The sequence below is a fragment of the Streptomyces viridochromogenes DSM 40736 genome, assembly GCF_000158955.1.
Lineage (GTDB): Bacteria > Actinomycetota > Actinomycetes > Streptomycetales > Streptomycetaceae > Streptomyces > Streptomyces venetus.
The window spans coordinates 6081858-6105590 of the sequence record NZ_GG657757.1 but is presented as its reverse complement, the minus strand read 5'-3'; the positions used below and the strand labels follow the sequence as shown (position 1 = coordinate 6105590).

At 70.4% G+C, this 23733-nt stretch carries 17 protein-coding genes; 11 read left to right on the top strand and 6 right to left on the bottom strand.

All coding sequences use genetic code 11. From position 1 onward, the window contains the following. Window positions 1–192 precede the first annotated feature (192 nt). The 5 genes from SSQG_RS27060 to SSQG_RS27040 all read left to right on the top strand — a co-directional run bounded on the left by SSQG_RS27060 (window position 193) and on the right by SSQG_RS27040 (window position 6134). Window positions 193–2151 carry a sensor histidine kinase gene (locus SSQG_RS27060; RefSeq protein ID WP_003993062.1) on the top strand — a complete coding sequence of 653 codons (1959 nt, stop codon included), beginning with the start codon at window positions 193–195 and terminating at the stop codon, window positions 2149–2151. Then, window positions 2148–2843 (top strand): response regulator, encoded by a 696-nt coding sequence (locus tag SSQG_RS27055; protein WP_003993061.1) that lies wholly within the window; start codon window positions 2148–2150, stop codon window positions 2841–2843. Before SSQG_RS27060 ends, SSQG_RS27055 begins: the two co-directional genes overlap by 4 nt. Before the next feature lie 126 nt (window positions 2844–2969). Further along, the gene (locus tag SSQG_RS27050; protein ID WP_003993060.1) at window positions 2970–4343 is read left to right on the top strand and encodes an extracellular solute-binding protein; all 1374 of its coding nucleotides are present in this window, start codon (window positions 2970–2972) and stop codon (window positions 4341–4343) included. Between the two features lie 16 nt (window positions 4344–4359). Further along, the gene (locus tag SSQG_RS27045; protein ID WP_003993059.1) at window positions 4360–5289 is read left to right on the top strand and encodes a carbohydrate ABC transporter permease; all 930 of its coding nucleotides are present in this window, start codon (window positions 4360–4362) and stop codon (window positions 5287–5289) included. 5 nt (window positions 5290–5294) lie between these two features. Then, window positions 5295–6134 carry a carbohydrate ABC transporter permease gene (locus SSQG_RS27040; protein ID WP_039933696.1) on the top strand — a complete coding sequence of 280 codons (840 nt, stop codon included), beginning with the start codon at window positions 5295–5297 and terminating at the stop codon, window positions 6132–6134. Between the two features lie 241 nt (window positions 6135–6375). Here the strand turns inward: SSQG_RS27040 and SSQG_RS27035 are convergent, their stop codons facing one another. Together SSQG_RS27035 and SSQG_RS27030 are read right to left on the bottom strand one after the other, a co-directional pair. Next, window positions 6376–7713: an enolase C-terminal domain-like protein gene (locus tag SSQG_RS27035; protein ID WP_003993057.1), complete on the bottom strand. Its 1338-nt coding sequence runs from the start codon at window positions 7711–7713 to the stop codon at window positions 6376–6378. Window positions 7714–7772: 59 nt separating this feature from the next. Beyond that, window positions 7773–9110, bottom strand: a complete 1338-nt coding sequence (locus SSQG_RS27030) for a gluconate:H+ symporter (RefSeq protein ID WP_039933695.1) — start codon at window positions 9108–9110, stop codon at window positions 7773–7775. Between the two features lie 153 nt (window positions 9111–9263). Between SSQG_RS27030 and SSQG_RS27025 the strand changes: the two genes are divergently transcribed. Continuing rightward, window positions 9264–10052: an IclR family transcriptional regulator gene (locus SSQG_RS27025; protein ID WP_003993055.1), complete on the top strand. Its 789-nt coding sequence runs from the start codon at window positions 9264–9266 to the stop codon at window positions 10050–10052. Window positions 10053–10137: 85 nt separating this feature from the next. Here SSQG_RS27025 and SSQG_RS27020 read toward each other — a convergent pair whose 3' ends face one another. Next, window positions 10138–10596 carry a PPOX class F420-dependent oxidoreductase gene (locus SSQG_RS27020; protein ID WP_003993054.1) on the bottom strand — a complete coding sequence of 153 codons (459 nt, stop codon included), beginning with the start codon at window positions 10594–10596 and terminating at the stop codon, window positions 10138–10140. Between the two features lie 178 nt (window positions 10597–10774). Between SSQG_RS27020 and SSQG_RS27015 the strand changes: the two genes are divergently transcribed. Next, window positions 10775–11497 carry a helix-turn-helix domain-containing protein gene (locus SSQG_RS27015; protein WP_003993053.1) on the top strand — a complete coding sequence of 241 codons (723 nt, stop codon included), beginning with the start codon at window positions 10775–10777 and terminating at the stop codon, window positions 11495–11497. 48 nt (window positions 11498–11545) lie between these two features. Here the strand turns inward: SSQG_RS27015 and SSQG_RS27010 are convergent, their stop codons facing one another. Beyond that, window positions 11546–12571 (bottom strand): ATP-dependent 6-phosphofructokinase, encoded by a 1026-nt coding sequence (locus SSQG_RS27010; protein WP_003993052.1) that lies wholly within the window; start codon window positions 12569–12571, stop codon window positions 11546–11548. Between the two features lie 238 nt (window positions 12572–12809). On the opposite strand from SSQG_RS27010, the gene pta reads away from it, so the two are divergent. The 4 genes from pta to SSQG_RS41505 all read left to right on the top strand — a co-directional run bounded on the left by pta (window position 12810) and on the right by SSQG_RS41505 (window position 21851). Continuing rightward, window positions 12810–14912, top strand: a complete 2103-nt coding sequence (pta, locus tag SSQG_RS27005) for a phosphate acetyltransferase (RefSeq protein WP_003993051.1) — start codon at window positions 12810–12812, stop codon at window positions 14910–14912. After that, on the top strand, window positions 14909–16123 hold the full coding sequence (locus SSQG_RS27000; protein ID WP_003993050.1) for an acetate kinase: 1215 nt from the start codon (window positions 14909–14911) through the stop codon (window positions 16121–16123). The genes pta and SSQG_RS27000 overlap by 4 nt, the downstream gene beginning before the upstream one ends. Window positions 16124–16196: 73 nt before the next feature. Further along, window positions 16197–17624 (top strand): pyruvate kinase, encoded by a 1428-nt coding sequence (gene pyk, locus SSQG_RS26995; RefSeq protein WP_003993049.1) that lies wholly within the window; start codon window positions 16197–16199, stop codon window positions 17622–17624. A gap of 390 nt (window positions 17625–18014) precedes the next feature. Then, window positions 18015–21851 (top strand): hypothetical protein, encoded by a 3837-nt coding sequence (locus tag SSQG_RS41505; protein ID WP_158681111.1) that lies wholly within the window; start codon window positions 18015–18017, stop codon window positions 21849–21851. Window positions 21852–21916: 65 nt separating this feature from the next. Here SSQG_RS41505 and SSQG_RS26985 read toward each other — a convergent pair whose 3' ends face one another. Together SSQG_RS26985 and SSQG_RS26980 are read right to left on the bottom strand one after the other, a co-directional pair. Beyond that, window positions 21917–22420 (bottom strand): hypothetical protein, encoded by a 504-nt coding sequence (locus SSQG_RS26985; protein ID WP_003993047.1) that lies wholly within the window; start codon window positions 22418–22420, stop codon window positions 21917–21919. A gap of 84 nt (window positions 22421–22504) precedes the next feature. Beyond that, the coding region (locus tag SSQG_RS26980) for a hypothetical protein (protein WP_078506927.1) at window positions 22505–23733 on the bottom strand (1229 nt) is incomplete at its 5' end.

Here is a 23733-nt window from a genome sequence, read left to right as displayed (position 1 = left end):
CCTCCTTGACGACGTCGTCGGCATCACCGGCGTGCGGCTCACGTCCGGGAAAACTCCGGGAAACTCCGAGAAACAGGGAGCGGGACTCCCGGAGATGCGTTATGGGGAATGCCGTGACTATGTCCTGCTCTGTGAGCGCGGTCACCCTTCCGTTCATTTAGTTCACAATCAGCCAAGGGGCAGACTGACGACATGCGCATCTCCGTACCCCGACCTCGCAGCCTGGCGGCCCAGCTCTTCGCCATGCAGGCGGTGCTCATCGCCGTCGTCGTGGCCGGATGCGCACTGTTCACCTACGTCAGCGACCGCAGCCAGGCCGAGGAGGCCGCGACGCGCCAGGCCAGGGCGGTGGCACGGTCCGTGGCCGACTCCCCCTCCGTGCCGGCGGCCGCGCGCGCCTCCGACCCGACCGCGGAGCTCCAGCCGTACGCGCTGAAGGTCATGCAGGACACCGAGGTCGACTTCATCACGATCATGAACCCGAAGGGCATCCGCTGGACGCATCCCGACCCGGACCAGATCGGCCAGACCTTCCAGGGCCACACCGAGCGTGCCCTGAGGGGCGAGACCTTCACCGAGACCTACACCGGCACCCTCGGCCCCTCGGTCCGCGCGGTCACCCCGATCCGGGACGGCACGCGGATCGTCGGCCTGGTCAGCGCGGGCATCCGGGTCGAGGCGATCAGTGAGCGCGTGCAGAGTCAGGTCACGGGCCTGCTGGGCGTCGCGGCCGGGGCACTGGCCCTGGGCGCCGTCGGCACCTACGTTGTCAACGCCCGGTTGCGCCGCCACACCCACGGTATGAACGCATCCGAGCTGAGCCGGATGCACGACTACCACCAGGCCGCCCTGCACGCGGTACGTGAGGGGCTGCTGATGCTGGACGGGCAGTACCGTGTGGCGTTGATCAACGACGGGGGGCGGGAGCTGCTCGGCGTGGAGGGGGACGTGGTGGGCAGGTCGGTGGCCGAGCTCGGGCTCCCCGCCCCGCTGACGGGCGCGCTGCTGGCGTCGGAGCCGCGGGTGGACGAGGTGCATCTGACGGCGTCGCGGGTGCTGGTGATCAACACCTCGCCGGTGTCGGGCGGCGAGCGGCGCGGTACTGTCGTCACGCTGCGCGATGTCACCGAACTCCAGTCCCTGATGGGCGAGTTGGACTCCGAGCGGGGCTTCACGCAGGCGCTGCGCTCACAGGCGCACGAGGCGGCGAACCGGCTGCACACGGTCGTCTCGCTGATCGAGCTGGGCCGGGCGGACGAGGCGGTGGAGTTCGCGACGGCCGAGCTGGAGCTGGCGCAGGCACTGACCGACCAGGTCGTCGCGGCGGTGAGCGAGCCGGTGCTGGCGGCGCTGCTGCTGGGTAAGACCGCCCAGGCGAACGAGCGGGGCGTGGAGCTGATGGTGTCCGAGGACAGCAGCCTGGACGACGGACTGCTGCCCGAGACCCTCCCCGCGCGGGACCTGGTGACCATCCTGGGCAACCTGATCGACAACGCCGTGGACGCGGCCCAGGGGAGCGCGCGGGCCCGGGTGACGGTCGCCGCCTACACCGAGGACCGGGACGGCGCCCCGGAGCTGGTGCTGCGGGTCTCGGACACGGGCCCGGGCGTCGACCCGCAGCACGCCGAGGCGGTCTTCCAGCGGGGCTTCTCGACGAAGCCGGCGGGTCCGGGTGGCCGGGGGCTCGGACTGGCGCTCGTACGGCAGGCGACCCAGCGGCACGAGGGCTCGCTGTCGGTGACGGAGGCCGACGGGGGTGGCGCGGAGTTCGAGGTGCGGCTGCCGCTGGGCGAGGCGAAGGACACGACGTCCTCAGAGCGGGTCCGCGAGCACCCGGCGCCCGGGCAGCCCGCCCGGAAGGACACGACGCCCGCGGAGCCCGTCCAGGAGAACCCGACGCCCGCGGAACCCGCCCGAGAGAACCCGGCGCCCGCGGAACCCGCCCGGGAGAACCCGACGCCCGCGGAACCCGTCCAGGAGAACCCGACGCCCGCGGAACCCGCCCGAGAGAACCCGGTGCCCGCGGCGCCGGCCCGGGAGGACCACGTGCCCGGAGGCCCGGCTCCCGCCGTCCCTCCGTCCACAGACCCCGCGTCCCGTGGCGCGGTTTCCGGGGGCTCTACATCGAGGGGCTCTGGAGGCCACGTATGACGAGCGACACGACGAGACAGCAGGCCATCCGCGTCCTGGTTGTGGAGGACGACCCGGTGGCCGCCGACGCCCACGTCCTGTACGTCGGCCGGGTCCCGGGCTTCGTCGCCGTGGGCAAGGCGCACACGGGCGCGGAGGCCCGCCGGGCCCTGGACCGCACCCCGGTGGACCTGCTCCTGCTCGACCTGCACCTGCCCGACGTGCACGGGCTGCAGCTGGCGCGCTCACTGCGGGCGGCCGGGCATCACGCCGACGTGATAGCGGTGACGTCGGCACGCGACCTCACCGTCGTCCGCGAGGGCGTCTCCCTCGGGGTCGTGCAGTACGTCCTGAAGCCGTTCACCTTCGCGACCCTGCGGGACCGGCTCGTGCGGTACTCCGAGTTCCACGCGGCGGTCGGCGAGGCGAGCGGCCAGGACGAGGTGGACCGGGCGCTGGCGGCCCTGCGCGCACCGGGCCCGGCCGCCCTGCCGAAAGGCCTGAGCGCACCGACGCTGGAGCGGGTGACCGTGGCCCTGCGCGACAGTGCGGAGGGCCTCACCGCCGCCGGTGTCGCCGAGACGGTCGGCATCTCCCGCATCACGGCCCGCCGTTACCTGGAGCACCTGGTCGACGCGGGCCGCGCGGCCCGCCGCCCGCAGTACGGGACGGTGGGGCGGCCGGAGTTGCAGTACCGCTGGGTCACCGGGTAGTGACGGGTCGTCAGACGCGACGGGGCGGGATCGATCCGGCGCACACGCATTGACCTGACTAGACCACTCAACTTAGGTTCACGACGCAGCCGTCCCGGCCACAACGAAGTGCGCCCGTAGGAGGTCGTGCCCGTGCGCCCCACCGCCGCCCTCACACCCTTCCTCGCCCTCGTCCTCGCCGCGACCACCCTCACCGCCTGCGGCGGGGGCTCCGGCAGCGACCCGGACACCGTGAAGGTCTCCTTCAAACAGTCCACGGACAACTCCGTCAAGGTGATGGACACCTACCTCGCGGACATCAAGAAGCAGTTCGAGAAGGCCAACCCCGGCAAGAAGGTCGAACTCGTCCCCATCAAGGCCCCGGACTCGGAGTACTACACCAAGCTCCAGCAGATGCTCCGCTCCCCCAAGACCGCCCCCGACCTGGTCTACGAGGACACGTTCCTCATCAACTCGGACATCACCAGCGGCTACCTCAAGCCCCTCGACGCGTACCTCGCCAAGTGGCCGGACTGGAACCGGTTCATCGACACCGCGAAGGCGGCGGCCAAGGGCGAGGACGGCAAGACGTACGGCGTCCCCGACGGCACCGACACCCGCGGACTCTGGTTCGACAAGGGCGTCTTCGCCAAGGCCGGCCTCCCCGCCGACTGGCAGCCGAAGACCTGGAACGACGTCCTGAGCGCCGCCCGCGCCATCAAGAAGAAGGTCCCGGGCGTCATCCCGCTCAACGTCTACACGGGCAAACCGGTCGGCGAGGCGGCCACCATGCAGACCTTCGAGATGCTGCTCTACGGCACGAACGACGGCGGCACGGATCCCCTCTACGACAAGAACACGAAGAAGTGGATCGCCGGCGGCCAGGGCTTCGAGGACGCGCTCGGCTTCGTCGAGACGGTCTACAAGGAGAAGCTGGGCCCGGACGTCTCCGACGCCCTCGACCCGAACGTGATGACCCGGGTCCGCGGCGAGTGGCTCCCGAAGGGCGAGCTCGGCATCGCCCTCGACGGCTCCTGGCTGCCGCAGGACTGGCTGCCCGGCAGCGGCCACGAGTGGCCCGAGTGGTCGAAGAAGCTGGGCCTCGCCGCCATGCCCACGCAGCACGGCCAGGCGCCCGGCAAGGTGAGCATGTCCGGCGGCTGGACCTGGGCCGTCCCCGCCAAGGCGGGCAACCCGGACCTGGCGTTCGAGTTCATCAAGACCATGCAGACCAAGGCCAACGCGCAGAAGTGGTACGTCGCCAACTCCGGCATCGCGGTCCGCGAGGACGTCGCGAAGGACCCCGCGTACGCCACCGCCCAGCCCGGCATCAAGTTCTTCACCGACCTGGTGCGGAGCACCCACTACCGACCCGCCTACCCCGCCTACCCCAAGGTCTCCACGGCCATCCAGGAGGCCATGGAGGGCGTGACGACGGGTGACACCACGGTCGGCGAGGCGGCCCGCGGTTACACCGACGCCCTCAAGGACGCCACGGACAACCAGGTCGTCGAGCGGTGAGCGGCGGTACGCGCCGATGACCGCCACAGCACCGCACCCCGAGATCGGAAAGGCGCCCCGGCCCCCTGCTTCCCTCCGCCCCCGGCGGGGCCCGGGCGTGCTGATCCGCACCCTCCCCCTGGTCCCCTCGGTCGTCCTCCTGCTCCTCTTCCTCGCCGGCCCGATCGTCTACTGCGTCTGGATCGCCTTCACGGACCTCCAGCTCACCGGCCAGGCCCAGGAGTCGTTCGTCGGCTTCGACAACTTCACCCGGGCCTTCGGCGACGAGGCGTTCCTCAACGCCGTATGGCTGACACTGGTGTTCACGGTCGTCTCGTCGCTGATCGGCCAGAACACCCTCGGCCTGGCCCTCGCGGCCCTGATGCAGCGCGCGTCCAAGCCGGTCCGCACCCTCACCGGCGGCATCGTCGTCACGGCGTGGGTACTGCCGGAGGTCGTGGCGGGCTTCCTCCTCTACGCCTTCTTCCGCCGGGAAGGCACACTGAACGCCATCCTGGACTGGCTGCACCTGCCGTCCCAGAACTGGCTGTTCACCCTGCCCATCCTGGCGGTGTCCTTCGCCAACGTCTGGCGCGGAACGGCCTTCTCCATGCTGGTGTACTCGGCCGCGCTGAACGAGATCCCCAAGGAGATCACCGAGGCGGCCGAGGTGGACGGGGCGGGCGGCCGGCGCCGGATGTGGCACATCACCCTCCCGATGATCCGCCGCTCCATCGGCACGAACCTGATGCTCAACACCTTGCAGACCCTCTCGGTCTTCGGCCTGATCTGGGTGATGACGAGAGGCGGCCCGGGCGGCAGGAGCCAGACGCTCCCGCTCTTCATGTACGAACAGGCCTTCCAGAACAGCCTCATCGGCTACGGCACGGCGGTGGCCCTGCTGCTCCTGCTGGTCGGCTCCCTGTTCTCGCTCGTGTATCTGCGCCTGCTGCGGACGGAGGTCTGACCCCCGTGGCCCTGACCCTCTCCTCCCGCCGCACGACCCGCCGGCTCGCGGCCGACGCGGGACTGCTCGTGGTCGCCGCGGCGTTCGTCCTGCCCCTGGCCTGGGTGGTCCTGTCCTCCCTCGACCCCCGTGCCGACCTCCGTGTGAAGGCCCCCGACGGCCTCACCCTGGACAACTTCGACGCGATCCTGACCTCGGACATCACCTTCACGCCGCTGCTCAACAGCCTGGTGCTGTGCGGCAGCGCGACGCTGCTGACGGTGGTGTGCGCGGCGCTGGCGGCCTATCCGCTCTCCCGCTTCCGCTCCCGCTTCAACCGCCCGTTCCTGCTGACGATCCTCTTCGCGACCAGTCTGCCCATCACGGCGATCATGGTCCCGGTCTACGCGCTGTTCGTCCAGGTGGACCTGATCGACACCATGCAGGGCACGATCTTCTTCTTCGCCGCGTCCCAACTGCCGTTCGCGATCTGGCTGATGAAGAACTTCATGGACGGCGTACCGAAGGAACTGGAGGAGGCGGCCTGGACGGACGGGGCGGGCTCCCTGCAGTCCCTGGTCCGCATCGTCCTGCCGCTGATGGGGCCGGGCGTGGCCGTGGTGACGGTCTTCTGCTTCGTCATGATGTGGGGCAACTTCTTCGTCCCCTTCATGCTGCTGCTCACCCCCGACCAGATGCCGGCGTCCGTCAGCATCAACGACTTCTTCGGGAATCGGGGGATGGTGGCGTACGGGCAGTTGGCGGCGTTCTCGATCGTGTACTCGACGCCGGTGATCCTTTTGTACGTGTTGATCGCCCGGAGGTTGGGGGGTGGGTTCGCGCTGGGTGGGGCGGTGAAGGGCTGAGCGGCGTTTGTGCTGGGGCGGGGCGTTGCGCAGCTCGGCGCCGCGAGGTGCCGCTGCGCCCACCCGTGCCGCCCCAGCGGCACGACTGCCCGCAGCTAGGGGCGCGACGTGAGGGGCCGTGTCGGGGGGTGTTCGCCCGCAGTGGGCGGCGCGTGTGACGCCAGTTGGCCGGTAGGTGGCCTGGTCGCGCCGTTCCGAGGACGGACACCCCCCGGCGCGGCCCCGACCCCCCACCGGGCGATCACCGCACCAAGCACGGACGCTTGGCGTCGAACTCCCACCCCGGAACCAGGTACCGCATCCCCACCGCATCGTCCCGCCCACCCAACGCCTTCTCCCGGTACAGCTCATGCGCCGCGAGAAGCCGGTCCATGTCCAGTCGCACACCCAGGCCCGGCGCATCAGGGACCGCGACTTCGCCGTCGGCGATGCGCGGCGGGTCGACGGTCAGCCGCTCCAGCCCCTCCTGCCAGATCCAGTGCGTGTCCAGGGCGTTGTACTCGCCCGGCGCCGCCGCCCCGCAGTGGGTCACCATGGCCAGCGAGATGTCGAAGTGGTTGTTGGAGTGGCAGCCCCAGGTCAGCCCCATCGCGTTGCACAGCTGCGCCACCCGCACCGACCCCTGCATGGTCCAGAAGTGCGGGTCGGCCAGCGGAATCGACACCGACTGGAGTGCCAGCGCGTGCGCCATCTGGCGCCAGTCCGTCGCGATCATGTTGGTCGCCGTCGGCAGCCCCGTCGCACGGCGGAACTCCGCGAGGATCTCCCGCCCGGAGTAACCGCCCTCCGCCCCACAGGGGTCCTCCGCGTACGCCAGCGTCCCGACCAGCGGCCGGCACAACTCCACCGCCTCCCGCAGCGACCACGCCCCGTTCGGGTCGAGGGTGATCCGGGCCTGCGGGAAGCGCTCCTTCAGCGCCCGCACGGCCCGTACCTCCTCCGCTCCCTCCAGCACGCCCCCCTTGAGCTTGAAGTCCCGGAACCCGTACAGCTCGTACGCCGCCTCCGCCTGCCGGACGATCGCCTCCGGCGACAGCGCCTCCTCGTGCCGCACCCGGTACCACTCCACCGGGGAGTCGGGCTCACGGACGTACTCCAGGTCGGTCCGGTCCGGGTCACCGACGTAGAACAGATAGCCCAGCACCCGCACCGAGTCCCGCTGCTGCCCGTCACCCAGCAATGCCGCGACCGGCACGTCGAGATGCTGCCCGAGCAGATCGAGCAGCGCCGACTCGACCGCGGTGACGGTGTGCACCGTCGTCCGCAGGTCGAAGGTCTGCGCACCCCGACCCCCGGCGTCCCGGTCGGCGAACCGCTCGCCGATCTCGCGCAGCACCCGCTTGTAGTCGCCCACCTTCGCCCCGACGACCAGCCCCTCGGCGTCCCGCAGCGTCCGCGCGATCTTCTCCCCGCCGGGCACCTCGCCCAGCCCCGTACGGCCCTCGGAGTCCGTGAGAACCACGATGTTGCGGGTGAAGTACGGCCCGTGCGCGCCGGAGAGGTTCAGCTCCATGCTGTCCCGGCCCGCGACGGGGTAGACGGCGAACGCCGTGACGGTCGGCTGTTGCCGGATGCTCATCGGATGTCCCTTCTCGGATGGGTTCGGATGGGTGATGCGCAGACCAAGGACGCCGGGGTTCACAGGCCGAGGGCGTCGAGCACCCACTCGACCACCAGCACCCCGCCCAGTCCGAGCACGGCGAGCACCGTCGTGTAGGACGTGCGGACCTTGATCGCCTCGATGACGGAGAGGTTGAAGTACTCCTTGAACAGCCAGAACCCGGGGTCGTTCACATGGGAGAACGCGATGGAGCCGCAGGCGACGGCCAGCACCATCACCTCCGGGTGCGCCCCGCTGCCCGCCAGGAGCGGCAGCGCCACCCCGGAGGCCGTGACGACGGCGACCGTGGCCGAGCCGAGCGCGATGCGCAGGATGACGGCGACGAGCCAGGCGAGGACGATCGGCGAGATGGACCAGCCGTCCGTGGCGTCCTTGATGTAGTCGGAGATCCCGCCTTCAACCAGGACGTTCTTGAAGGCCCCGCCCGCGCCGATCACCAGCAGGATCATGGCCATCGCCTGGGCCGCCGAGGTGCAGGAGGCGGCGACGTCGGCGAGGCTCCGGCCGATCCGCGGCCCGAACGCCCAGACCGCGAGACACAGGGTCAGCAGCAGGGCGATCGGTGCCGAGCCGACGAAGGCGACGACGTGCAGGAACGGGCTCTCGCCGGAGGTGGCCATGTCGGTCACGGCGGCGGCGACGATCAGCACCACGGGGAACAGCGCCACGAACAGCGACCAGCCGAGCCCCGGCATCTCCTCCTCGGTGAACTCCCGTTCGCTGACCAGGCCCTTGGGGATGCCGGGCGTCAACCGCGCGACGAACGGAAGCCGGGGCCAGGTGAGGGCGATGAGCACCCCGGCGGGCACGGCGACGAACAGGCCGTAGAACAGCGTCAGTCCGACGGAGGCGTGGAAGGTCGCGGCGACGGCGGTGGGGCCGGGGTGCGGCGGCAGGAAGCTGTGCATGGTGGACAGGGCGATGGACATCGGCAGGCCGACCCACAGCAGCTTCGCCCCGGTGACCCTGACCAGGGTGAACGCGATGGGCACGATGATGATGAACGCGACCTCGTAGAACATGGTCACGCCGATCAGCATGGACGTGACCACCATGGCGACCTGGACCCAGCGCGGGCCGAAGGCGTCGAGGAGCTTGCCGGCTATCCGCTGTGCGGCGCCCGAGTCGCCCATCACCCGGCCGACCATGGCGCCGAGCCCGATGGTCAGCATGGTGTCGCCGATCTGGTCCCCGATGCCCTCGGAGAGGACGTCCGGGATGGTCGCCACCGGAATGCCCTGGACCAGTGCCACCCCGACCGCCACGAGCAGCAGCGCGGCGAAGCCGTTCAGTCTGAGCCTGGTCATGAGGAGAAGCAGGATCAGGACGCTGATCCCGACTACGAGCAGAGGCAAGGCAGTTCCCCTTTGAACTGGTGGGAGCTCATCCCTGTATGCAGATGCTGTCCACGTATGCAGATGGAGGCTAAGTGGGTGAACCTGCGGGGTCAATGGTCGTGCGATCACGGATTGCCGGGGACCGGATCGCGGCGGACCTACGATGAGCCCATGCAGGAGAGGAGAGGCGTCCGCGGCGTGAAGTCGGCGGCCCGGACCGTCGCGCTGCTGGAACTGCTCGCCGGGCGGGGCGAAGAGCCCTCCCGCCTCGACCAGCTCGCGCAGGACCTGGGCGTGCCGCGCAGCAGCATGTACCAGCTGCTCCAGACGCTCGTCGACTCCGGCTGGGTCCGTACCGACGCCACCGGCTCCCTCTACGGCATCGGCATCCGGGCGCTGCTCACCGGCACCGGCTACCTCGACGGGGACCGGCGCATCCGCCTGGTCCGGCCGTACCTGGACGAGGCGTCCGACGCGCTGGGCGAGACGATCCACATGGCACGGCTGGACGGCCGGGACGTCGTCTATCTCGCCACCCGGGAGTCGCACGAGTACCTGCGCACCATCAGCCGGGTCGGCCGCCGTGTCCCGGCGCATGCCGGTGCGCTCGGCAAGGCGCTGCTCGCCGAGCGCACCGACGGTGAACTGCCCTTCGGCGACGGCCCGTTGACGGCCCTCACGGAGAACACGCACACCGACCGGGCCGCCCTGCTGGCCGACCTGGCCGGGGTGCGCGCACGCGGCTACTCGGTCGACCGCGAGGAGACGGTGCCCGGCATCGCCGGCTTCGGTTTCGCCCTGCGCTACGGCACCCCGGTCGTCGACGCCATCAGCTGTTCGGTCCCGGTGGCCCGGCTGACGCCTGAGCACGAGGCCCGCGTCATCGACGTGATGCGGGACGTCCGGGCGAGGATCGAGTCCGGGCCGCCACCGGTGGCGGGCGTGCCCGACTGGCGCTGAGGATCAGGTCGCGAAAGATCAGGGGCATTCGCGAAAGATCAGGGGCAGTTCGCGAGAGATGAGGGGTGGTGCGCGAGAGGGATCGTCAGCCGGCGGCTGCGTCGGGCAGGACCCCGGCCCGGAACGGCTCCACACCCTCCAGCGTCCGCACCCGCGTCGGCTCGATGAGCAGCATCACCCGGCGCTCCCCGGGCAACAGCCACGGGTACCGGTCCTCCCCGAGGTACTTGCGCGCGAGCCGGTCCATGCCCCGCTCCGCCTCCTCGCCCTCGACGAACCGGACGACCTTCCCCCGGATCTCCGCACGGTCGTACGGGTTCGCGGGGTCGTGGTGGGACAGGGAAACGTACGGATTGCGCCGCAGATTCTCCTCCTTCACCCGCCCGATCGAGGTGTTGACCATGACGTACTCCCCTTCGATGTCCGCCCACATGGGCGACACCTGAGGCGCCCCGTCCGCACTCACGGTCGCGAGGTGCCAGAAGTTCGTCGCCAGCAGACGCTCGCGAATATGCCCGTTGAGCTTGCCGTTCACGTTTTTCACTGCCTTTCCGGACCCACGTCCGCCGGGTCCGGCGCCATCCTCACCACCGCCCCGCCCGGCCTGGCAAGACGATCTTCAGCCCCCTTCCAACCCGCGAGTAGCCGTAGCTTCCTACAATCCGTGATCCTGGCCGAACAGACCGTAGTCGCCGCAGTCCCGCGCCCCTAGCTTGTGGCGCGTGCGCCGACCTTCGCCCCGCCCGAGTGAACCGACCCCGACCCCCACGCCGCCGCCCTTCAACGCCCCCGCCGCCCGCCGGCTGCGCGCCGCGCTCGGGATGACGCCCGACCACGTCGCCCACGACATGCGCGTCTCGTACGGGCACCCGCACATCACCCCGGGCCACGTCATCGCCTGGGAACGCGGGGCCGCCGCCCCGTCCGGATCCGAACTCACCGCCCTGGCGGGCGTCCTGTGGTGCTCGCCCGGCGAACTCATCGGCAGACCCCGCACCCTGCGCGAGCACCGCATCGCCCGCGGCCTCGCCCCCGAGGACGTCGCCCGGACCGTCGGGCACGAACTCCACGCGTACCTGCGCATGGAGGCGACCGACTCCTGGCGCGGCAGCGACCGGCAGTCCGCCGCCCTCGCCGATCTGCTCGGCCTCCGGCTGCCCGACTTCGTCGCCGTCACGGGCCGTGACGCCAGACTCGGCGACCTGCTGCGCAGCGCCGTCACCACCCGATGGCAGGCCTACGTACGCCCCGTGGCGAAGGTCGTCCCCCTGGACCGGCGGTTCCTGGAGGACGCCCTGCAGGAACTGCACCAGGACTACCAGGGGCACATGGCCGCCACTCTGAGCTGGGGCGGCGGCAGCAGCGAGGCCGGTGACCTGGCGCGCGACTTCCTCGACCGGATCGTCGAGCACTTCTGGACGACGGTCCAGGAGAACCCGGCCTGATCCTGATCCCGGATGCCGCCCGGCCCAGGCCCCCGGACGTCGCCCGGCCTAGAACACCGACTCGGCCTCGTCCATCCGGTCCTTCGGCACGGTCTTCAGCTCGGTGACCGCTTCCGCGAGCGGCACCATCACGATGTCCGTCCCGCGCAGCGCCGTCATCCTGCCGAACTGCTCCTGGTGCGCCGCCTCCACCGCGTGCCAGCCGAAGCGCGTGGCGAGCACCCGGTCGTAGGCGGTCGGGGTACCGCCGCGCTGGACGTGGCCGAGAATGACCGGCTTGGCCTCCTTGCCGAGCCGTCGCTCCAGCTCATGGGCGAGTGCCGTGCCGATGCCCAGGAAGCGCTCATGGCCGAACTGGTCGATCTCGCCCTTGCCGTAGTCCATGGAGCCCTCGGCCGGGTGGGCGCCCTCGGCGACGCAGACGACCGCGAACTTCTTGCCGCGGGCGAAGCGCTCCTCGACCATCTTCACGAGATCGGCCGGGTCGAACGGACGCTCCGGCAGACAGATCCCGTGCGCACCGGCCGCCATGCCGGACTCCAGCGCGATCCACCCGGCGTGCCGGCCCATGACCTCGACCACCATCACCCGCTGATGGGACTCGGCGGTGGTCTTGAGGCGGTCCATCGCCTCGGTGGCGACGCCGACCGCCGTGTCGAAGCCGAAGGTGCGGTCCGTGGAGGAGATGTCGTTGTCGATCGTCTTCGGGACGCCCACGACCGGCAGACCCGCGTCGGACAGCATGCGGGCCGCCGTCAGCGTGCCCTCGCCGCCGATCGGGATCAGCGCGTCGATGCCGAACTGGTGGATCATGTCGGAGGCGTTCTCGCAGGCCTCGCGGAGCCGGTCGCGCTCCAGCCGGGACGAGCCGAGGATGGTGCCGCCGCGGGCGAGGATGCCGCTGACCGCGTTCAGGTCGAGGGTGCGGTAGCGCCCGTCCAGCAGGCCCGCGTACCCGTCCTCGAAGCCGATGACCTCGTCGCCGTAGTTGTCGACCGCTCGGTGCACGACCGAACGGATCACGGCGTTCAGGCCAGGGCAGTCGCCGCCTGCGGTGAGGACTCCGATACGCATCGTGCTGTGTCTCCTGCTCGCTGTGGATACCGGTGAGCCTCCGCCGATTGTTTCACGCTCCACAGCCCGATGGGGCAGCCCCACTCTGACGGGCGCCTTATCTAGCGGCGGAGGTATTGTCAAGGCGGTTCTGCTCGCCTCGGTGGGCGATTTTTCGACGTCCCGCACAGCCCACAGAGACACCCCGGACATCCCCCCTGAGACCGGACCTCCCCCTGAGACGAAACGGAGAGCGCGCGTGACCCGCAGCGTGTACGTGACCGGCATCGACCGCGGCGACGGACGGCAGGTCGTCGAACTGGGGGTCATGGAGCTCCTCACCCGGCAGGTGGACCGGGTCGGCGTCTTCCGCCCCTTGGTCCACGACGGGCCCGACCGCCTCTTCGAGCTGCTGCGCGCACGCTACCGGCTCGCCCAGGACCCCGCGACCGTGTACGGCATGGACTACCACGAGGCGTCCGCCCTCCAGGCCGAGGCCGGCACGGACGAGCTGGTGTCCACGCTCGTCGACCGCTTCCACCTGGTCGCCCGGGACTACGACGTCGTCCTGGTCCTCGGCACCGACTTCGCCGACACCCAGCTCCCGGACGAGCTGTCGCTCAACGCCCGGCTGGCGAACGAGTTCGGCGCGTCGGTGATCCCGGTCGTCGGCGGCCGCAAGCAGAGCGTCGAGTCCGTGCTCGCCGAGACGCGCAACGCCTACCGCGCCTACGACACCCTCGGCTGCGACGTCCTGGCCATGGTCACCAACCGGGTGGCCCCTGAGGACCGCGACGAGATCGCCGGCCAGCTCGGCTCCCGGCTCCCCGTGCCCTGTTACGTGCTGCCCGACGAGCCCGCGCTGTCGGCCCCGACCGTCTCGCAGATCAGCCACGCCCTCGGCGGCAAGGTGGTGCTCGGCGACGACTCGGGCCTGGCCCGGGACGTGCTCGGTTTCGTCTTCGGCGGCGCGATGCTGCCGAACTTCCTCGGCGCCCTGACCCCGGGCTGCCTGGTCGTCACCCCCGGCGACCGGGCCGACCTGGTCGTCGGCTCGCTCGCCGCACACAGCGCCGGCACCCCGCCGATCGCGGGCGTGCTGCTCACCCTGGACGAGGTGCCCGGCGACGACATCCTCACCCTCGCCGACCGCCTCGCCCCCGGCACCCCGGTGCTGTCGGTGGCCGGCACCAGCTTCCCCACCGCCGAGCAGCTGTTCTCCCTGGAGGGAAAGCTGAACGCGGCCACCCCGCGCAAGGCGGAGCGGGCGCTCGGCCTGTTCGAGCGGTACGCCGACACCGCCGGCCTCGCACGCCGCGTCTCCGCGCCGAGCAGCGATCGCGTCACGCCGATGATGTTCGAGCACAAGCTGCTGGAGCAGGCCCGCTCCGACCTGCGCCGCGTCGTGCTGCCCGAGGGCACCGAGGAGCGTGTGCTGCACGCGGCCGAGGTGCTGCTGCGCCGGGGCGTGTGCGAGCTGACACTGCTCGGCCCGGTCGACCGGATCCGCAAGAAGGCCGCCGACCTCGGCATCGACCTGGGCGAGTCCCAGCTGATCGACCCTGCCGCCTCCGACCTGCGCGACGCCTTCGCGGAGAAGTACGCGGCGCTGCGCGCCCACCGCGGCGTCACCGTGGAGCTGGCGTACGACGTCGTCTCGGACGTGAACTACTTCGGCACCCTCATGGTGCAGGAGGGCCTCGCCGACGGCATGGTGTCGGGGTCGGTGCACTCCACGGCCGCGACCATCCGCCCGGCCTTCGAGATCATCAAGACCAAGCCGGACGCCGACATCGTCTCGTCGGTGTTCTTCATGTGCCTGGCCGACAAGGTGCTCGTCTACGGCGACTGCGCGGTCAACCCCGACCCGAACGCCGAGCAGCTCGCCGACATCGCCATCCAGTCGGCGACGACGGCCGCGCAATTCGGTGTGGAGCCGCGCATCGCCATGCTGTCGTACTCCACGGGCACGTCCGGCTCCGGCGCCGACGTCGACAAGGTGCGCGAGGCCACCGGGATCGTCCGCAGGCTGCGGCCCGACCTGAGGATCGAGGGCCCGATCCAGTACGACGCCGCGGTGGAGCCGTCGGTGGCGGCGACCAAACTGCCCGGCTCCGAGGTCGCCGGGCAGGCGAGTGTGCTGATCTTCCCCGACCTGAACACCGGCAACAACACCTACAAGGCCGTGCAGCGCTCGGCCGGCGCCATCGCCGTCGGCCCGGTGCTCCAGGGGCTGCGCAAGCCGGTCAACGACCTGTCCCGGGGCGCCCTCGTCCAGGACATCGTGAACACCGTCGCCATCACGGCGATCCAGGCCCAGTCCCCCGCCCCGTCCCCGAGCGAGAAAGCAACCGCCCAGTGAGCTCCACCCGCGTCCTCGTCCTCAACTCCGGTTCCTCGTCATTGAAGTACCAGCTGCTCGACATGCGCGACAACGACCGGCTGGCGGTGGGCCTGGTCGAGCGCATCGGCGAGCAGACCTCCCGCCTCAAGCACACCCCGGCGGGCGGCGAGAGCCGGGAGCGCGGCGGGGCGGTCGCCGACCACGACGCCGCTCTGAAGGCCGTGGCCGAGGAGCTCGCGAAGGACGGCCTCGGCCTGGACTCGCCCGAGCTGGCCGCGATCGGGCACCGGGTGGTGCACGGCGGGAAGTTCTTCACCGAGCCGACCGTCGTCGACGACGCCGTGCTCGCCGAGATCGAGCGGCTCATCCCGGTGGCCCCGCTGCACAACCCGGCCAACCTCACCGGGATCCGTACGGCACAGGCGCTGCGGCCCGACCTGCCGCAGGTCGCGGTCTTCGACACCGCGTTCCACACCACGATGCCGGAGTCGGCCGCCCGCTACGCGATCGACGTGAAGACCGCCGACGAGCACCGCATCCGGCGCTACGGCTTCCACGGCACCTCGCACGCCTACGTGTCCCGGGCCACCGCCGAGCTGCTGGGCAAGGACCCGGCCGAGACGAACGTGATCGTGCTGCACCTGGGCAACGGGGCGTCCGCCTCGGCCGTGCGGGGCGGTCGCTGCGTGGACACTTCCATGGGGCTGACGCCTTTGGAGGGGCTCGTGATGGGTACGCGCTCCGGAGACATGGACCCGGCCGTCATCTTCCATTTGATGCGTGTTGGTGGAATGTCCGCCGACGAGATCGACACTCTTCTCAACAAGAAGAGCGGTCTGATCGGTCTGTGCGGCGACAACGACATGCGGGAGATCCGCCGTCGCGTCGACGAGGGCGACGAGCAGGCGGAGCTGGCGTTCGACATCTACATTCACCGCCTGAAGAAGTACATCGGTGCCTATTACGCCGTACTCGGACGGGTGGACGCGGTCGCCTTCACCGCCGGTGTGGGCGAGAACGCGGCTCCCGTGCGGGCGGCCGCCCTGGCGGGCCTGGAGGAGCTGGGCCTGGCGGTGGACGGCGAGCGCAACGCCGTACGCGGCGACGAGGCGCGGCTGATCTCGCCCGAGGGCGCCCGGGTCGCGGTGGCGGTGGTCCCTACTGACGAGGAATTGGAGATCGCGACACAGACCTACGCGCTGGTAATTGGTTCAGGGAATCACACCTGAGCGGCATCCCGCCCTTTTGTATTTTCCGCCAGACGGAATATTCCGTTGCGAAACAAACCGATAGGATCGCCCCATGCGCCGTTCGAAAATCGTCTGTACTCTCGGCCCCGCGGTCGACTCCCACGAGCAGCTTGTCGCGTTGATCGAGGCCGGCATGAACGTGGCCCGCTTCAACTTCAGCCACGGCTCGCACGCCGAACACCAGGGCCGGTACGACCGGGTCCGTGCCGCCGCCAAGGAGACCGGCCGGGCCATCGGGGTCCTCGCCGACCTCCAGGGCCCGAAGATCCGCCTGGAGACCTTCGCCGAAGGCCCGGTGGAGCTGGTCCGCGGTGACGAGTTCACCATCACCACCGAGGACGTCCCGGGCGACAAGACGATCTGCGGGACGACCTACAAGGGCCTGCCCGGTGACGTGGCCAAGGGCGACCAGATCCTCATCAACGACGGTAACGTCGAACTGAAGGTCACCGGCGTCGAGGGCCCCCGGGTGAAGACGATCGTCATCGAGGGCGGCGTCATCTCCGACCACAAGGGCATCAACCTGCCCGGCGCGGCCGTCAACGTGCCCGCGCTGTCCGACAAGGACGTCGAGGACCTCCGCTTCGCGCTGCGCATGGGCTGCGACCTCGTCGCGCTGTCCTTCGTGCGTGACGCCAAGGACGTCCAGGACGTGCACCGCGTGATGGACGAGGAGGGCCGTCGCGTCCCGGTCGTCGCCAAGGTGGAGAAGCCGCAGGCGGTGCAGAACATGGAGGACGTCGTGATGGCGTTCGACGGTGTGATGGTCGCCCGCGGTGACCTCGCCGTCGAGTACCCGCTCGAGAAGGTCCCCATGGTGCAGAAGCGCCTGATCGAGCTGTGCCGGCGCAACGCCAAGCCGGTGATCGTGGCGACCCAGATGATGGAGTCGATGATCACCAACTCCCGTCCGACCCGCGCCGAGGCCTCCGACGTGGCCAACGCGATCCTGGACGGCGCCGACGCGGTCATGCTGTCGGCGGAGTCCTCCGTCGGCGCGTACCCGATCGAGACGGTCAAGACCATGTCGAAGATCGTCACCGCGGCCGAGCAGGAGCTGCTGTCCAAGGGCCTGCAGCCGCTCGTCCCGGGCAAGAAGCCGCGCACGCAGGGCGGTTCGGTGGCCCGGGCCGCGTGCGAGATCGCCGACTTCCTCGGCGGCCGGGGCCTGGTGGCCTTCACGCAGTCCGGCGACACCGCCCGCCGGCTGTCCCGCTACCGCGCGCAGCAGCCGATCATCGCCTTCACCACCGACGAGGGCACCCGCAACCAGATGGCGCTCAGCTGGGGCGTCGAGCCGTACGTGGTCCCGTTCGTGAACAGCACCGACGAGATGGTCGACCTGGTCGAGCAGGAGCTGGTCAAGCTGAACCGCTTCAACGATGGCGACATCGTGGTCATCACCGCCGGTTCGCCCCCCGGCGTCCCCGGCACCACCAACATGGTGCGCGTCCACCACCTGGGCGGCGCCGCCAACTGATCCACCGATCCGGAAGGGCCTGAAGGCCCGCGTACGGCGCCGAGGGCGCCCCCTGTGACGGCAGGGGGCGCCCTTGCTTGTAGGTGACGAAGTACACCTACCGGAAATCTGTTTCCTGTGTAACTCTTGTGAAGCCCTTGGGGAAAGGGCACGGGGGAAGTGTGCCTGACCAGCACACGGGAGTCTCTGACCAGAGCGCGGACGTGTACCGACGGAAGTCACCGTCGGCCGTCCGCGCACGGCTGCCGCCGCACACCCACACTCGCGCCCGCCTTCCTCTTGGATCGAACATACGTCCAGTAGACAGGCGACAACATGCGAAGAGCCTTGCGCTCACGGGGGTTAGCCGGCACCGCACTGGTGGCGGCGTCCGCCGTACTGACAGGACTGGTGTACGCGACCCCCGCCCGGGCCGACGATCCGCCGGCCGAAGACCCTGATGCCGGTCAGTTCCGGATCAGCCTCGGGCAGGACGCCCGGATGAACCGGTGCGTGGCCGGTACGGCGCTGCACATAGGCGGCCCCACACTCAAGGCCGCCGCGGCCAAAGCCCTCAACGGAACCGACGCCGACCTCACGGCGGCCCTCGAAGGTGCCCAGACGGGCCTCGGCACACTCGGCGACGCCCGCGGCAAGGACAACGACGGCGTCACCCAGTACTTGGACCAGTCCAGGAAGCGCACGGAGCGCTGGGAGACGGCCAACAAGATCTACGCACAGACGGGCTGGGACTCGGGCACCGAGTACCACGCTCCCGAGTTCGACAAGGACGTCGTCGCCTTCACACTCGGTCCGCAGCGGGACCTGTACGGCCGGCTCGGCCAGGACGGCCGGAGTGTGCCCACCAAGGCCTCCGTCGACCAGGCGAGGAAGATCGCCGCCGACATCAAGGGCCAGGACGACTGGAACGACTTCGCCACGGACTCGATGTTCCGCGACACCGACGTCCGCGGCCCCTACAACTGGACCACCGCCAGCGACGTCGCCTCCTTCCTGCGTCACGGCGGCTTCGTCACCAAGCCGCTGGACGAGGGCTCCGCCGAGTACCGCATGGAGGTCGAGTCCCTCAAGGTCGCCTGGGGCGGCTGCGACAGTTTCAACCCCGTCGACGCCCGACGGAACCTCACCCCCGTGGTCCTGAGCGCCCATCAGGAGTGGGAGCAGGAGTACGCCGCCCAGGCCAAGCCGCGGAGCACCATCATGGCCGCCGAGGCGTCCGCTTCGGCCGAGGCCCGCAAGACCACCGAGGCGATGATCGAGTCCATCGGGCAGGCGTGGCTGGCCGAGCAGATCCTGCTCTGGCAGAAGTACTGGGCCGGCCAGCCCAAGGACAACATCCACCGGCCCAAGGCAGCGGTCTTCACCCAGGCCAAGACGGACCTCGCCAACGCGCAGAAGAAGGCCGCCGAGCAACTGACCCTGGCCAACAAGGCCGTGGCCGTGGCCAAGACGGCCTCGGAACAGGCCGGCACCGCGCAGAACGACGCGTACGCCATCGCCGACGCCGCCAAGACGCCGCGCGGCCGTGGCCTGCTGTACGCCCAGCAGTCGGTGCAGGCCGCCAAGGCCTCGTACGCCGCTGCCCAGGCGGCCGCGAAGGCCACCCAGACCGCGGTGAACGCCGCCAAGGCGACGGTGGCGGACAGCAAGGCCCTGTTCGCGCTCTCGCAGACGCAGGCGCACGCCATCAACACCGAGTTCCGGCGGATCGCCGCGCAGGAGGCGGCCGCCCAGGCGAAGGCCGCCCGGGTGTCGGCGGACGCGCTGGCAAAGGAAGCCGCTGCCAACGCCACGAAGGCGAAGAACGCGCAGGCGACGGCGGAGGCCGCCGAGAAGACGGCGAAGCAGGGCGCCGCGACGGCGGCTGCCGAGCGGGCCAAGGCCGAGAAGGAACGCGACAACGCCAAGCGGGAGCGCGCCAACGCGGCGGCCGAACGGTCCAAGGCGAAGGACGCCGAGCAGCGGGCGCAGTCGGACCGGGATGCCGCCTCCCGGGCTCGCACCGCCGCGGAAACGGCGGGCGGCACCGCCGCTGCCAAGCGCGAAGAGGCCGAGGAGGCCGAAGCCCAGGCGTACTTGGCCCGCGACCTGGCCGTCGCGGCCGAAAAGAAGCGGGACGCCGCAAAGTCCAGGGCGGCCGCCATGGAGGCCGCCGCCGAGGCGGCCAAGGGTTCCGCCGCTGCGGGTGAGGCTCGTGAAGCCGCGACGGAAGCCCGCTCTGCCGCCACCGAGGCGACGGACGAGGCGCGCGACGCACGGGCCGCGGCCAATGACGCGAGCGAGGCCGCCGTGAAGGCTCGGGCCGCCGCCACGCGCGCTGACGCCGCAGCGTCCCGCTCCCGCGCCGCGGCCGACAACGCGTGGTCCGCGTACGAAACCACGCGCGCCGCGGCCGCCACGGCACACGCCGCCGCGGCCGAGGCGATCGACGCCGCGGCAGCGGCCAAGAAGAACGCCGCCGACGCCGAGGCCGAGGGCAAGAAGGCCGCCGCAGCGGCGGTCACGGCACGTAAGGAGGCCACGGCAGCGAAGGCCGAGGCCGCCAAGACGGCCGCGTGGGCCGCGACCACGGCCGGTTACGCCTTCGCCGCGGGCGAGGCGGCCACCGCCGCCCGGGACTCCGCCGCCGAGGTGATCAAGCCCGCCAACCAGGCCATCGCCATGGGCACTCCGTACAAGGAGACCGACGTCTCGGCCGCGTTCGCAGTCCTCGTGGGGCAGACGTCCAAGCCGATCGCGGAACGCCAGGCCGCCGCCGCCAAGGCCAAGGCCGATGAGGCCGCCAAGGCGGCCAAGGCGGCCAAGGCCCTGGCCGAGAAGGCGAAGGGCGACGCCAAGCTCGCAGCCGAGGCCGCCGCCGCGGCAGCCGACGACGCGGCCAAGGCCGCGGCCTCGGTAGCCGCCGCACGCGCTTCCGCCGCCGAAGCCGCCACAGCCGCGGAAGCGGCGAAGAAGGCCGACGCGAACGCCCAGAAGTACGACCAGCAAGCCGGTACTGACGCCGTCTACGCCGGCATGGCCGCGAACGAGGCGGAGTCAGAGGCGGCCGCGGCGGACCGGGAGGCCGACGAGGCGGAGAAGGACGCCGCCAGTGCCCGTTCCGCCGCCACCGCGGCGGAGAAGGACGCGGCGAGCTCCCGCAACACCGCCACCAAGGCGGAGCAGGACGCCACCGCGGCCGAGACGGCGGCCAAGAATGCCGACGGTGCCGCGAAGGACGCCGACCAGGCCGCCGACCGCGCGGAGCAGGAGGAGCGCAAGCGGCTCGAACAGCAGCGCCGTGAAGCCATGGAGGCGGGTGAGACCGGTGTGCCCGGAGGAAGTGCGGGCCCGGCCCTGAGCGCCGACGACGAGGCCGTCCTGCGGGCCCAGTGCGGCCAGCAGTGTGTCGACGACTACCGTGCCGCTCAGGCAGCCGTCTCGCTGAGCGTGATCGACTGGGTGAAGGCCAACGGCGGCGAGATCCTGCTGGAGGTGCTCGGCGTCAACAACGTCAAGCGCTGCTTCGGTGAGGACGACATCGAAAGCTGCCTGTGGTCCTTCGTCGACGTGGCGTCCCTCGCACTGGTCGTGGGCAAACTTCCTGCCGTCGGCAAAGCGATCGTCCGGGTCGCCAGCGGTATCGCCGAGTTCTTCGAGAAGGCCGCGTGGGGCAGGAAAACCCTCACCAGGCTGAAGGACATCATCGAGAAGTTCCGCAAGGGCCAGCTCGGCGAGTGCGTTCTGGACGCCGCGGACCTCTTCAGCGGCGCGGCCGGGGCTTCCAAGGCCAAGGGGCTCGCCGCCGCCAAGGCGGCAGGGGGCAAGAAGCGGTTCTGCGGGATCGACCACATCTCGCCGATCGACGGTGACTGGTGCACCAAGCGGGGTGCGCACGTCAACCTGAAGAACGGCCGCGAGGTGGGGCTGCAGACCACCAACGTCAAGGGCGGCATCATGGGCTACGCGATCGACGTCAAGGCGGGAGCGGCCACCAATGACGAGATCCGCGCGGTCGTCCAGACGCTCATCGACGACGACCGGCTGCGTGAGGACCTGATCGCGAAGTCGACGGATGCCATGCGCATCTTCAACCAGGACGCCGCGAACCAGCGGTACAACGAGAAGTTGGAGACTGGTCAGAAGCCCCGGCCGCTGAGGTGGGGCTGCAAGACCAACTTCGCGCCGAAACTGAAGTTCCTCATTGACGCGTTGAAGGAGATCAGCCGCCAGAAGGGTGTCGGGTAGGCACCGACACAGAGTTGAAAAAAAGGGGGCCGGTTCGTGATGCGGGCCGGCCCTCCGCTCTTGCGTCAGCCGCAGACGTGGTGCCCTCGGGCGATCGCGCTGTGCAGGACCGTACCGCTGTCCCCGGACACGTCCGCGTCGGTCCGGCGGAAGGTGAAGTGCACGTCCGCCGGGGAACGGGGCACCACGAGGGTGAGCTGGTCGGCCGGTTCGGGCCAGAGCCCCTCCTCGGCACGTATCCCGGCCGTGGCGAACGCCTCGCGCAGCTGCGCGGCGGTCACGGCCGAGGGCAGTTCCTCCGTCTCGCCCGATACGCCGCTCGGCAGGTCGACGGACCCGCTCCCGGTGCTCAGTGCCACGGCCAGGAGCTTGTCGCAGCAGACCTCGAGACGGACATCGCCGTAGCGCACGTTGCGCGGCTCGCCCCTCTTCCGCCGCCTTCCCGGGAAGTACTCCCCATCTTGAGGCGGCCCCAGCCGCTCGGACACCTCAGCGAGGGACGCGCCGGGTTTGAGAACGCCGATTCCACCGGACTCGGCGAATTCCGTCAGCACGTCCACGATGGTCATGCCTCGATCATCCCCTATCTCTCGGGACAGCGGCGAGGGCGCCCTCTGGTGGCCAGGGGGCGCCCTCGAGTCCGACGGGGGACGTCAGTCCGTGACGTACTGATGCAGCCCGGGCACGGTCAGCGTGCCTCCGAACTGGCCTGCCTGGGTGACCTTCACGTTGGTGAAGTAGATGAGCGGGATGTTCAGGGGCGGCGGGTGCTCCGGGTCGAACGTGACCGGGATCAGGCCGAGCAGGTTTCCGGAGATGCTCTCCGTGTACATCACCGTCTTGCCGTCGGTGATCGTGGACTTCGAGCCCTTGGCCGCCTGGACGTGGTGGGTCTTGCCGGACGCCTTGTCCTTGACGAGCTGGTGCAGGTCCCCGATGTCGGTCCCGTCGTTGATGACGTACTTCAGGACCTTCTTTGTGGCGCCGCTCGCGGTCTTCACCTCGACGATGCCCTGGTAGTCGGCACCCTTCAGCGTCAGCGAGCTGGCCTCCAGGCGCCAGGGCTCGTCGGGCACGAGGATCTTGTTGTCGATCCCGCCCTCGGCGTCCGTGGCGGCCGGGCAGTCCTCGGGGTCTACGGAGGGGCTCTCGGACGGGCTGGGGGAGGCTGTGGCCTTGTCCGCCGCCTCTTCGGCCGCCTTCTTCGCCGCCTCGGTGGTGTCCTCAGCCGCCTTCGACGCCTTGTCGGTCGTGTCCTTCACCGCGTCCTCGGCCGTGTCGGTGACCTTGTCGGTGGTCTCCTTGACGGTGCCGGACGCGTCGGACTTGCTCGCGTCCCCGGACTCGCTCGTGTCCCCGGACTCGCTCGTGTCCCCGGAAGGCGACGAGGACGCGGACGGCGTGGGGCTCGGGCTCTCGGTGGACTTGCCGCCCGTGAGGATGCCGCCGATCGCGTCGCCGATGCCGTCCAGCAGCCCGCCACCACTCTCGGACGCCGACGGACTCGGCGTGGCCGCGTCGTCCTCGCCCGACGTGCCAGACGAGGCCGAAGGGGTCGGCGTGGGCTCGGTCTTGTCGCCCGAGTCGTCGGAACCTGAATCCGACGAACCAGACGAACCCGTCGAACCCGACGGGGCCTTGTCCGCGTCCTCGCCCGAGCCGCCGGCCGACGCCGACGGAGCCGGCTCAGCAGCGTCCTGGTCCTTCTTGCCGTCGGCGTCTCCGTCACTCGCCGAGGGCGAGGGAGAGGCGCCGTCCTTGTCGTCGTCCAGCGCCGCGACGCAGTCCTTGTACTCGTCCGCCTTGAGGCTGTTCGAGGTCGACGGGTGGTCGTCGGCGAGGGCGAGCGTGGGGGTGAAGCCCATACCCATGAGCACCGCGG